The sequence below is a fragment of the Bacteroidota bacterium genome, assembly GCA_018831055.1.
GTDB lineage: Bacteria > Bacteroidota > Bacteroidia > Bacteroidales > B18-G4 > M55B132.
In genome coordinates this window covers 1-12,539 of sequence record JAHJRE010000054.1, presented here as the reverse complement: position 1 = coordinate 12,539, position 12,539 = coordinate 1, and the positions used below count along the sequence as shown (strand labels likewise).

General features: G+C 41.3%; 12 protein-coding genes. 5 read left to right on the top strand and 7 right to left on the bottom strand.

All coding sequences use genetic code 11. The annotated features are described in order from the left end of the window. Both KKA81_03330 and KKA81_03325 read left to right on the top strand, forming a co-directional pair. A partial coding sequence (locus KKA81_03330) for a T9SS type A sorting domain-containing protein (protein ID MBU2649942.1) occupies positions 1-571 on the top strand: 571 nt, incomplete at its 5' end. 109 nt (positions 572-680) lie between these two features. Then, the gene (locus tag KKA81_03325) at positions 681-1,889 is read left to right on the top strand and encodes a C1 family peptidase (protein MBU2649941.1); all 1,209 of its coding nucleotides are present in this window, start codon (positions 681-683) and stop codon (positions 1,887-1,889) included. A 90-nt stretch (positions 1,890-1,979) separates the two neighbouring features. Here KKA81_03325 and KKA81_03320 read toward each other — a convergent pair whose 3' ends face one another. After that, positions 1,980-2,276 carry a hypothetical protein gene (locus KKA81_03320; protein ID MBU2649940.1) on the bottom strand — a complete coding sequence of 99 codons (297 nt, stop codon included), beginning with the start codon at positions 2,274-2,276 and terminating at the stop codon, positions 1,980-1,982. A 125-nt stretch (positions 2,277-2,401) separates the two neighbouring features. Between KKA81_03320 and KKA81_03315 the strand changes: the two genes are divergently transcribed. Next, complete coding sequence (locus KKA81_03315; GenBank protein MBU2649939.1) at positions 2,402-3,316, top strand: HAMP domain-containing histidine kinase; 915 nt, start codon at positions 2,402-2,404, stop codon at positions 3,314-3,316. Beyond that, the gene (locus tag KKA81_03310; protein ID MBU2649938.1) at positions 3,309-4,019 is read left to right on the top strand and encodes a response regulator transcription factor; all 711 of its coding nucleotides are present in this window, start codon (positions 3,309-3,311) and stop codon (positions 4,017-4,019) included. The genes KKA81_03315 and KKA81_03310 overlap by 8 nt, the downstream gene beginning before the upstream one ends. A 114-nt stretch (positions 4,020-4,133) precedes the next feature. Here KKA81_03310 and KKA81_03305 read toward each other — a convergent pair whose 3' ends face one another. The 6 genes from KKA81_03305 to KKA81_03280 form a co-directional block, all read right to left on the bottom strand. Continuing rightward, positions 4,134-6,266 (bottom strand): S9 family peptidase, encoded by a 2,133-nt coding sequence (locus tag KKA81_03305; protein MBU2649937.1) that lies wholly within the window; start codon positions 6,264-6,266, stop codon positions 4,134-4,136. 12 nt (positions 6,267-6,278) lie between these two features. Beyond that, on the bottom strand, positions 6,279-8,588 hold the full coding sequence (locus tag KKA81_03300; GenBank protein MBU2649936.1) for a TonB-dependent receptor: 2,310 nt from the start codon (positions 8,586-8,588) through the stop codon (positions 6,279-6,281). Between the two features lie 187 nt (positions 8,589-8,775). Then, positions 8,776-9,693, bottom strand: a complete 918-nt coding sequence (locus KKA81_03295) for a J domain-containing protein (GenBank protein ID MBU2649935.1) — start codon at positions 9,691-9,693, stop codon at positions 8,776-8,778. A gap of 77 nt (positions 9,694-9,770) precedes the next feature. Further along, on the bottom strand, positions 9,771-10,679 hold the full coding sequence (locus KKA81_03290) for a hypothetical protein (GenBank protein ID MBU2649934.1): 909 nt from the start codon (positions 10,677-10,679) through the stop codon (positions 9,771-9,773). 4 nt (positions 10,680-10,683) lie between these two features. After that, positions 10,684-11,136, bottom strand: a complete 453-nt coding sequence (locus tag KKA81_03285; GenBank protein MBU2649933.1) for a PspC domain-containing protein — start codon at positions 11,134-11,136, stop codon at positions 10,684-10,686. A gap of 54 nt (positions 11,137-11,190) precedes the next feature. Further along, the gene (locus tag KKA81_03280; GenBank protein ID MBU2649932.1) at positions 11,191-11,589 is read right to left on the bottom strand and encodes a DUF393 domain-containing protein; all 399 of its coding nucleotides are present in this window, start codon (positions 11,587-11,589) and stop codon (positions 11,191-11,193) included. A 145-nt stretch (positions 11,590-11,734) separates the two neighbouring features. Between KKA81_03280 and KKA81_03275 the strand changes: the two genes are divergently transcribed. After that, on the top strand, positions 11,735-12,539 hold an 805-nt coding region (locus tag KKA81_03275), incomplete at its 3' end, for an NADP-dependent isocitrate dehydrogenase (GenBank protein MBU2649931.1).

Genomic DNA, 12,539 nt, shown 5'->3' with positions numbered 1-12,539 from the left:
TTATACCGATGAGAACGGCTGTTCAGCCCAGGCATACAGTGAAATAGAAGTAAAGGAAGTAACACCTTTAATTAACATACCCGATACAAGCATTTGCGCCGGTGCTACGTTGATCCTCGACGCGGAAACATCCGGAATAATTTCCTATTCATGGTGGCCCGGAGGGCAGACTACTGCTGCTATCACTATTGACACCAGCGGGTTTGGACTTGGCTCCCATATGTTTATTGCCAGAGGAGTTAATCAATACCAGTGTACAAGCGCTGATACTGTTTTCATCACTTTCAAAGACTGCACGGCAATTGATGAGAACCTCCCCTTTGAGGTCAGACAGATATTTCCCAATCCCAGCCATGGAACAATTAATCTATTGATATACAGTACAAAAACCACTCCGGTAAAGATCCGTTTTGTAAGTATTCCAGGAGAGGAGATCAGGCAAATAAATGATGAGATTACCAAAGGTGAGTCAATAAAGACATATAACATTAAAGATTTATCACCGGGATTATACTATATTCTCATTAGTGCAGAAAAGAATCAGTTGCTTATGCGAATAATCGTTCAGTAAAGTAATTTTAATATATTTGCGATTATCATCTGCGGTACTAGTTGTTTTCCTGCTATAAGCATTAAAAAAAACTAACACTGGATTAGTAAAACCTTAAAAGTATTAACCAATGAAAAGAATCAGATTATTTGCATTATGCACATTGTTTGCTTTTACTTCGGCATTTTTATGGGCTCAGGAAGAAGAAGCAAAAGAAGAAAAGGCTGGATACCAGTTTACGGTTATTAAAGAACTTCCATCCACCCCTGTAAAAAACCAATACAAATCAGGAACCTGCTGGAGTTTCTCCGGTGTCGCTCTCCTTGAAACGGAACTGCTAAGAATGGGTAAAGATACCTTTGACCTTTCCGAAATGTTTATTGTTAGAAAAAGTTATGAAGAAAAAGGAAAGAAATACCTCAGATTCCATGGCAAAACCAATTTTGCCGGTGGAGGAGGATTTTCAGATGTGATCATGACCCTGGAAGAATACGGAGCTATACCTGATGAAGTATACAGCGGTCTGGTCATCGGAGAAGACAAGCATGTTCATGGGGAGATGGACGAAGTGCTGAATGCCTATGTGGATGCAGTTTTGAAAAACAAAAACAGAAAACTCAGCCCGGTATGGATGACCGGATTCAATGGTATTCTGGACGCATACCTGGGAGAAGTTCCCGAGACATTCACCTATAAAGGAATCGAATATACTCCCGAAAGTTATGCCGCCGTTCTTGGATTAAACCCGGAAGATTACATTGAGCTTGGATCTTACACACATCATCCATTTTACAAACCCTTCATCCTGGAAATTCCGGATAACTGGATGCATAGTCTCGTTTACAATTTACCTCTCGATGAGCTTATGGAGATTTTTGATTATGCAATTAACAATGGTTACAGCGTGGCCTGGGCAGCTGATATCAGTGAACGGGGTTTTTCCTGGAAAGACGGAGTTGCCATCGTGCCGGAAGACAATATTGAAGATCTCTCAGGAACAGAAAAAGAACGCTGGGAAAAACTTACGGAAAAAGAGAGAAATAAAGCCCTGTATAGCTTTGAAGAACCCGGTCCGGAAAAGAAGATCACACAGGAAATGCGCCAGGAAGCTTTCGATAATTTTGAAACCACCGACGACCACGGCATGCTTATCACAGGAATCGCCAAGGATCAGAACGATAACAAATATTACATTGTAAAAAACTCATGGGGAACCACAGACCATAAATACGACGGGTATTTCTACACCTCAGAGCCTTTTACCAGGTATAAAACAATATCAATAATGGTTCACAAGGATGCTATTCCAAAGCATCTGAGAAAAAAGCTGGGTTTGTAATTGAAAAGGCCTGCCGGATCTATCCGGCAGGCCCCAAACCAAATTAATTATGAAAAAATAATATTTACTTACCCAAAAATTATGCAAGTACTACTTTTTGTCAGGATCTGACTTTTTGTTTTCCTTTCCGTCTGATCCTTTGCAGCACTTGGATTTCATTTGTGTTTTGTCGCAGCATTTACTCTTGCTACCTTCAGGACAGTCTTTCTTGCTTTCAAGTTTGGCATCTTTGCATTCAGCCTTTTTTTCTTTATCATTGTCTTTCTTGGGATCTTTATCCAGATTTTCGATTACTACGTTTGATTGTGACGCTACAACAGTCTGAATACCAACCACTCCAAAGAGCAGGAAAGATACGAGGGCAATACTTAAAATGAGCTTTTTCATATTTTTAATATTTTTGATTTTACCTTAATGGAATTTTCTCCAAAATTACACCCGTAAAATGTGAAAATTCGTTAAAGGGTTGTTAAAAACTGTTAATGATTTGTTAAACGATATTCGGGATATATATGAGAAAACTTATCATCCCCTTAATAATAATTTTATTCGCACTTGTGGGTCTGATCCTGATAATTGCGTTTGAATTAAACATCCTTCAGAAAGAGGATATATCATATCCCGGTTCATCCTGGATCATTGCGATGGCAACCTCATTTATCCTGATCTTATCATGGGGATTTGTGTTCCTGTCAATAACACTAATCAGACAAAACAAAATATCTGATATAAAAAGCGATTTCATCAACAATATGACTCATGAATTCAAAACTCCCATCGCCACCATCCAGGTTGCAGGTGAAATGCTCCTGAATCCGAACATCCATGAATATCCTTACAAAGTAAAAAAGTATGCCCAGGTTATCCTGGATGAAAACAACCGGATCCGATCTAATGTTGAGCAAATACTACAATTATCGGTTATGGAAAACATGGGTTCAAAAATCCGGGTCTCCCAGGTAAGTATACATAATATCCTGGAGCAACTTGCTGAACAATTTATGGTTAGCATTCATGAATATCATGGAGTGATCCGGTTGGAACTGAATGCCGAAAGCGACCTTGTGATGGGTGACCGGGTCCATCTTACCAATATTTATTCAAATCTTATCGATAATGCAGTGAAATATAGCCAGAAAGAGCCTTATATCATTATTGCTTCAGAAAACAAAAACGGTATGATCGCTGTTTCTATAAAAGACAGGGGAATAGGTATCCGGCAAAGGGAACAAAAAAATGTGTTTAAAAACCTTTACCGGGTTTCCACGGGATATATTCATGATGTAAAGGGTTTCGGCATTGGTCTGTATTATGTAAAACTTATGACTGAAGCCCACAATGGAAAAATCACCCTGCAAAGCGAATTTCATCAAGGCAGTACCTTTACGGTATATTTGCCACTTATGAATAGTAACGAAAATGGATAAGAACAGGATATCTGTTTTACTTGTTGAGGATGATCCCAATCTGGGATTGTTACTTAAAGACTATCTCGACCTGCTCGATTATAATACGACTTTATGCACCAACGGCAAACATGGTCTGGATACCTTCAGTGAATTGCATTTCGACCTTTGCATATTTGATGTCATGCTTCCTGTTATGGATGGTTTCGCTCTTGCTGCGGAAATCCGGAAAACCAATGAAGCGATACCAATCATATTTTTAACTGCAAGATCGATGAACGAAGACCGTATCAGAGGATTCCGTATCGGTTGCGATGACTACATTACCAAACCATTCAGCACAGAAGAACTAAGTCTGAGGATACAAGCCATATTGAAACGCTGCAGGCTTTTGCCCGAATCAACACTTGCAACGGAAGCCCCAACAATAGCCATTGGAGAATATTCCTTTGATTCATCCAATATGATGTTGACCCGGCAAGGCAAGAAGCAATCCCTTACACGTAAGGAAACTGCTCTCCTGAAACTTCTTTGTGACAATATGAATAATATTGTCACCCGCGAATTTGCCCTAAAAGCGATCTGGGGAGATGATGATTATTTTATTGGCCGCAGTATGGATGTCTTCATCACAAAACTCCGAAAATACCTTAAAGATGACCCTGCCGTATCCATCACAAACATTCATGGAACGGGGTTTAGGTTGGAGGTTAAGGGGGAGTGAACAATGAACAATGAACAATGAACAATGAACAATGAACAATGAACAATGAACAATGAATAATGAATAATAGCCTGCCCCGAGCGAAGCCGAGGGGAGGGGAGGGGAGCGAAGCGTCTATGATTCGATTCCCAGTAACATCAGGAGAAATGAGTATTCCAGTGCTACTTCTTTCAGTCGTTCGAAACGGCCGGAGGCTCCTCCGTGGCCATAATCAAGATTGGTCCATAATAGAAGTATATTATCATCTGTCTTTTTATCACGAAGCTTGGCAACCCATTTTGCAGGTTCCCAGTATTGTACTTGTGAATCATGCCATCCAGTTGTGACAAGGATGTTTGGATAATTCTGTTCAACAACATTATCATAGGGGGAATACGATAGCATGTAGTCATAATACTCCTTTTCATTGGGATTTCCCCATTCATTATATTCCCCGGTGGTAAGGGGTATGCTTTCATCGAGCATGGTTGTAACTACATCCACAAAAGGTACAGCAGCGATAACCCCTCTGAAGAGTTCGGGTTCCATGTTAATCACTGCACCTATAAGCAATCCACCTGCACTCCCGCCACTGGCAAACAATTTATCAGGATTCGTGTACCCATTTTTCGTTAAGTAACGGCCACAATCGATAAAATCGTTGAAAGTGTTAATTTTTTTAAGTTTTTTACCATCTTCATACCAATTTCTTCCCATTTCCTCCCCTCCTCTCACATGGGCGATAGCATAAATGAATCCGCGGTCGATCAGGCTCAGTCTGGCACTGCTGAAAGAAGGATCATAGCTACTGCCATAGGATCCATAACCCACGAGTAACAAAGGCGCTTCACCATTGAGTTTTGTATCTTTCCTGTACACGAGTGACAAAGGTACTTCCACCCCGTCATGTGCAGGAATCATTAACCTTTCGGATACATAATCAGCCGGATCATAACCACCCAAAACCTCCTGGCGTTTCATCAGAGTTGTTTCCTTTGTTTTCATGTTCAGGTCATACACCGACGAAGGAGTAGTAAGGGATGTATATCCATATCTCAGAAAATCGGTGTTGAATTCCGGATTAACAGAAAAATATACCATATAAGCCGGATCAGGGAACTCAGGAAAAAATTCTTTGCCATCTGCCCATTGTATAATCCGGATATGGGGCAATCCACCAAACCGCTCATTCAGGGCAAGATAGGACCGGAAAACTTCAAAATCATCCAGGAGGACATCCTGACGGTGGGGAATGACTTCCTGCCAGTTTTCCTCCCCTGGGTCTGTTACCGGAGCTTTAACCAAGCGAAAATTCGGTGCATTGAGATTGGTCCGGATATAAAAATGTTCTTTATAATGGGATGGATAATACTCTATCTCTGGCTGCCTCTGCTGTATCACCGTGAAAGATCCCTGGGGAGTGCCTGCATTAAGAAAGCGGAATTCCGAAGACATATTACCATAGGAGGCAATAAAAACAAACTCTCTTGATTTGGAATTATAAACAGAAACAGCATAGGTCTCATCCTCTTCAGAAAAAACAAGATCCTCAGAAACATTACCCGAACCCAACTTATAACGATAAATCAGATAGGGTCTCAATGTAGTCTGATCCTTTACGGAATAAAATATAGTTTGGTTATCGGCCGACCAGGCAACATTCCCTGTGGTATTGGGTATCCTTTCCGGATATAACTCCCCGGTTTCCAGGTTCTTAATATGAAGAGTATAATTTCTACGGCTTACAGTATCCACACCGTAAGCAAGAAGGCGGTTATCGGGACTAACATTCAAACCGGCTACATTAAAAAACGAATGGCCTATAGCAAGTTGATTTACATCAAGCATTATTTGCTCAACATTATCAAGCTTACCTTTCTTACGGCAGTATATGGGATATTCCTTACCTTCCTCATAACGGGTATAGTAAAAATATCCATTCAGGAAATAGGGGGCCGACATATCCGTTTGGGCTATTCTGCCGACCATTTCCTTAAAAATATCATTCCTGAGAGAGTCAACGCCTCTCATCATATCCTGTGTGTATTCATTTTCGGCCTTCAGGTACTCCAGTACTGCCGGATTTTCACGGTTATTCATCCAATAATACGGATCCGTTCTTTGATGACCGTGGGCCGTAAGTACAGTATCATTTTTATCCGCAACAGGTGGCTTCATAGTATTTGAACTTTCTTTACAGGAAATTAAAGCAAACAAAGCAAATGCAATCCCTGCAATTGCCTTTATGACATACAGAATAGCTTTCATAAGCAGGATTTATTAAAAGGATAAGGTAAAACCGAGACTGGGCATGATGGGAAGCTGATAAACAACTTCATCATTATAACGGTTCACATAAAATACGTTTTTCCTGTCATAAACATTAGTAACACTAACATTGACCTCCAGGTTAGTATTCTCGCTAAACACGAATCTCTTCTTGATATCAATATCGAGTCTGTGATAATCAGGCATCCTGGCGGCATTGAGATCCGAGAGGATCACGTTGATTTCTCCGTTGGTATTCGTGTAGTTCGTATAAATACCATTATTGAAATTGATTTTTTCATAGAACCCCTGATTTTGGGTAAACGGGAAACCCGACCCATAGTTCCATCTTGCGTTGACCTCCCAGGTTTTAGTACCGCCGAAACGGTAGGTTCCGATCAGGTTCAGGTTATGACGACGGTCGAAATGAGGGTAATACATCTCCACATTCCCGCTGGCATCTTCATAATAGCGATGAACAAAAGCGAATGAGTATACTCCCCAGAAATAAAAATTCTTAAACTCGTATTTGATAGTCAGGTCAATGCCTTCAGCATCCCCCTTTTCAACAATAAAATCGGGATCAGAATTCAGGATTTTATTCCTGTTAAGGTTATATAACTGGGAAAAGTTCTTATAATACCCTTCAACATTGACAGTGATATTTTTACCAATATCGAATTCAGCTCCCAGGATGGCATGTTGTGCGCTCTGGTACTCGTGTTTGACTTGCTTTCCATCAAATGTTTCCGGGTGATCAACATTTCCTGAAATGAAGGAATAAAAGAGGTTAACCACATCCCGGTCGGAACGGCCGCTGATAAGTGCCTGGGAATATAATCCCCCTGCAAATTTCAGGCGAAAATTATCAGTAACATTATATTTCATCGCAAGACGCGGTTCGGGAGACACTTCGGATAAGGTAGCATACCATTGCAATCTGAAACCGGGTTCTATCAAAAATTTACCCAGGGTCATTTTGTATTTCATGAATATCCCGAGCTCAGTTGTATATTCTGCTGAAGGATCAACTGATGTTCCTGCTTCGTTAACGTAGTAAAGATCGGTTTTAAATCCCATCATTTCGATGCCATAGTCCAGTTCATCCTTTCCCAGGAAATAATTAAAATTCATTCCCATGGAAAAACCGTTGATTTCGCTCTCACGCTTAGGAAAAACCTCATCTTCAAGGGAAATCTTATAGGAAGAATAGGCTACATGGCCTTCTATAAGTACCGGAGATTTTCCCGGGATAACAACGAAATTAGAGCCCCCTCCATAAGAATCCCAGTGAAAATTGGCTATAGATTTATAATTATTCACATCATCTTCATACCGGAAACCAAAGAAATTAATTTTGCTTCCATTGGCTCCATATATTGACATTTTTCCATAAAGGTCAAGATAATCGAAAGGCAGGCCATCTTCATCCACATATTCGTAGAAGATCTTCGAAGATTCCCCCAGGTAGGAGTTTTTAGCCGAAAGAATAAAGGTAATTCCCCCATCATCGGGATTCTTGGGTTTTGTTATCGGCCCTTCTAAAAGAATCCTGGCACCGAAGGTGCTTGCGCCAATTTTTCCTGCAAGGCGTTTTTTATTTCCGTCACGGGTAGTGATATCCATCACACTCGATACCCTGTCGCCATATTCCGCTCCGAAACCTCCCGTGTATATATCGGCATTACGAATAATATCAGTTTCAAAAACTGAAAACAAACCTATAGAATGAAAAGGGTTATAGATGGTCATCCCGTCAAGTAAAACCTTATTCTGAATGGGTGATCCACCGCGTATATAAAGCTGGCCACCCTGATCACCGGTAAAGATCACACCAGGTAATACCTGGAGATATTGAGCCAGGTCGGGAGTTCCTCCGACGGAGGGTAACTGATTGATCTGTTTGGGTGTAATTTTAACCACCGATGTTTTTGTCTCGGTGCGGGCTTCCTGCCTCTCGGCAGAGATATTAACAGCCTGAAGTGTTACTGACTTTTTTTCCAGGAACAAATTCTGGTTAATGATTCGATCTGGTTGGATACTGACAGGCATGCTGAGGGTGTCATACCCAAGGTAGGTAACCATTAGCTTATACTCACCCGGAGGGATTCTTGATATTGCATAAAATCCATTAACATCCGTTGCAGCACCGTAGGTCGTTCCGGCAAGGTAAACATTGGTAAAAATAACCGGTTCACCGTTCGACTTATCATATACGAATCCACGGATCGTTCCTGTCTGACTCATAACCGGATCAGCAAGGAGAAAAAGTCCCAGAAGGGTAACAAAAATCAGTTCAAAACGCAGTAATCTATTTGTCATATATCATCATTCATTTTTCTGACACCTGGCAAATGTAGGTAATAAATTATTAAAATAGGGACAGCCAGGTTGTGAAATTAAAAAAAGCCCCTGAATATTTCAATGCCAATTCAGTTAACGGTTGGTTCCATAAAGAAAATGGTTTACACCATTAAGATGAGTTATCATGTACAGGGTTTAATCAGGCTTATCTTAAATTTTTTAGTTCCTGAAATAACGTGGTTTCTTTTTCGCTCAATCCGGTAGGAATATGGACATTCAGCCTGACATACAGGTCGCCAAAAATGCCCGGTTGGCTATAAACAGGCATACCCTTACCCTTAAAGCGTAGTGTTTTGCCATTTTGCGTTCCTTTTGGAATGGTTGTGCTAACCGCTCCTTCCAATGTTTTTATCGTAATTTTTCCACCCAGGACTGCTGTATATAGGTCAATATCATGACCAACATAAAGGTCGTTACCTTTTCGTTCAAAGCCATCCATGGGTACTACCTGGATTTTCAGGTAAAGGTTTCCGCTTTCGCCACCACCGCTACCCTGACCGCCTTTACCCCTGACCCGAAGCACCTGCCCATCTCTTGCTCCGGGTTTTATATTGATCCTCAACTTTTCATCACCCAACTGCAATACTGCAGATGTACCATAATAAGCCTGTTGTAAAGTAATGCTCACAGAAGCCTCATAATCGGAGCCCGGACTGGCCCAGGTTTGCCTGCGTTCCTGACCTGCCCCCCTGAATCCTCCACCAAAAAAAGCTTCGAAAAAATCTGAAAAACCTCCACTACCGCCGAAAAAGTCATCATAGCTGGCATAACGCGCTCCCTTTCCTGACGAAGCTCCCCCATAGGGTCCTTCATAGCCGTAAGCACCTGCCTGCTCGTACTGCTTCCAGTTCATGCCAAGCTCATCATACTTCTTCCTGTTTTCTGGCTTTCCCAACACCTCATAGGCTTCCGATATCTCTTTAAACTTTTCCTCAGAAGCTTGATTTCCCTGATTTTTATCTGGATGGTATTTCAAAGCCAGCTTTCGGTATGCTTTCTTGATTTCATCCTGAGAAGCATCCTTACCGACACCCAATATCCTGTAATAATCCTTATATTCCATTGCGTGCCCTACATGTCAAAAGATATGCCAAAGCATTTTCCTGCCATTTTAACCATTTCCTGAATGACTTTTATCTATCATTCCCTGACAACAGTGATACTCGAAATGGCGGTTTCAATATTGATGAAGATCTTCTTAGCGCTGGTGTTGAAGTTTTCCGACTGGTAGATACCTTTATCAACCTTTTCCAGTCCGCTAAAATTCCTGGAAGTCAGGAAAGACTCGGAACGGATTTCACATCCAAGGCTTTCAGCAATGATCAATTTCAAGGATGAAACTCCCGCATCTATATTGACCCTTGTTTCTTCACTTTTATCACCAAAACTAACCTCAACGGAGGAAGCGCCTCCATCGATATCCAGTTTACCAATTCGATAAGGCCGGAGATCAAGTTCTACCCTGGCTGCTCCAGCATCCAGTTCAAGATTCCAGATAGGAGTAGTATTCAACTGTAGTTCCGTTGTATTCCGAACCCGGGATGTATTAATTGAAGAAGATTCGGGCTCAAGTTGTATCTTCCTGTGTGACTCCATTCCTGAAACCTTCATTTCATAGGGGCCGATATTCCCTTCGTGTTTTAATTGAAAAAGTCCGGAAGTTGTATCGTCAAGGATAAAAGTACCGGCTGCAGCAACCAGCTTAAGGTCGACTTCTGTTACACCTGGATCCCAGGGTTCATTAATCACCTGATCAGACCAGGCTTTCATATGTTTATCCGGCTTTTCCCAATCATGGTGAATATAACCCGTCCATCCCGGGGAATGTGCGGCAACCACCCAAACCGTCACTGCAACTGCCAGGAGTGATAAAATCAGCTTAAAGCCCGACTTAAGCGGCAGAATGGAAATACCCCATAAAATGAGCAACAAAGGCCAAAGGCTCCAGATGTCGCGCCACCGGAAATAAATAACCTCCATATTCTTGAGGATAAATAATATCCCCAGGATTACCAGGATCACACCCCAAAAGACATTTTTATACTTCATAACGTTAGACCTTTTTTTGTTTTGAAAAACTTGACCAGATCAGGGCTATTCCTGCTACCAGCAATATTACCGGCCACAGATCACCAAAATCTATTCTGGGAACAAAGCGGATAATAAGAAAAATAATACCCAGTGCAATCAGGATCAATCCTGCTATCAGGGTGCCATCGTTTTTAGGTTTTGACCAGGGATCCGGTTCTTTTTTCACAGGATCTTCATTGAATGAATTGTTCATGGTTTGTGAATTTTTAAAGTTATTATCATACTCTGGGTCGAGCGGTAGCACGATCCATAAAATCAGATAAAGAATCCCGCCTCCCCCACCGGCGAATACCAATAGCACAAAAATTACACGGATGATGACGGGATCAATGTCAAGCGCTTCCGCAATACCTCCGGCAACACCTCCAATAATGCTGTTGCGCCTGCTCCTGTATAGTCCTTTTCTGTCTGTCATGGGCATAGATTTTCCAACAAATATAATCGAAAAAGAAATAATATCCACCTCGATTTAATCCAGGAAGCGATCTTTCCAAATTTCCGGAATAACCTGACACGAATCTGTCCGGCCAAACCAACGGTAACGGTTAGAAGCAATCAGCCGGTAAACAGGATTTAGAAGAAAAGGGGGCACCAGAAAGAATACGGAGGTAAGCCTGAACCATGCCCCCAGATCCCACAAAACCATCAGGACAGCATAAGATTTCGCGTAAATCCTTCCATTTCTTATGTATGCCACAGAACGTATTGCCTGAAACCCGTGAAAATCATCCGGCACATATTTATTGAGTTCGTCGGATTGATAACTAATAAACTGTATTCTCATTTTCTTATCATGTTTCAGGATAAATCGCACCGATGCATTGCACAAATTGCATACTCCGTCGTAAATCAAAATTCTTTCCTGCATATCCACACATAAATATTACCTGATTAAAAAACAAAAAAATACTATGATTGTTGATAAATCACAAAGGGATAACTTTATATAGAGATTCCTGAATATTTACAAAAAATGTTTTTACATTTACGGAAAATTATCAAACCACGAATTAATTATGCAAGGAGAAAAGATTACCATAAGTGAAGGGAAGTTAAAAGTACCGGAACATCCGGTTATTCCATTTATACAGGGAGATGGTACAGGTTCCGACATATGGCGGGCTGCTTATAAGGTTTTTAATTCGGCTGTTGAAAAAGCTTACGGTGGAAAAAGAAAAATAGTTTGGAAAGAAGTCTTTGCCGGGGAGGAATCATTTAACCGGACCGGTGAGTGGCTTCCCCAGGAAACTATAGATGCATTCAGGGAATATCTGGTTGGCATCAAAGGACCGCTTACAACGCCGGTTGGAGGCGGTATCCGGTCATTAAATGTTGCCCTGAGGCAAATGCTTGACTTATATGTATGTCTCAGGCCTGTGCAGTACATCCATGGAGTTCCATCGCCTGTAAAAAAGCCTGAAGATGTGAACATCATTATTTTCAGGGAAAACACAGAAGACATTTATGCAGGGATAGAATGGAAAGAAGGAACGGAAGAGGTAAAAAAGGTGATCCGGTTCATAGAAGAAGATATGGGGGTAAAGAAGATCCGTTTTCCGGAAACTTCAGGAATCGGTATTAAAACGATATCGGAGGAAGGCAGTAAAAGGCTGGTAAGATCAGCCATTCAATACGCATTGCGAGAAGGAAGGAAATCTTTGACCCTTGTACACAAAGGCAATATCATGAAATTCACCGAAGGTGCATTCAAAAACTGGGGTTACGAGGTTGCCACACAGGAATTCAGGGATCAAACGATCACCCAACGTGAAAGCTGGATACTCGGGAATATTGAAAAGAATCCCGACATCAGCATAG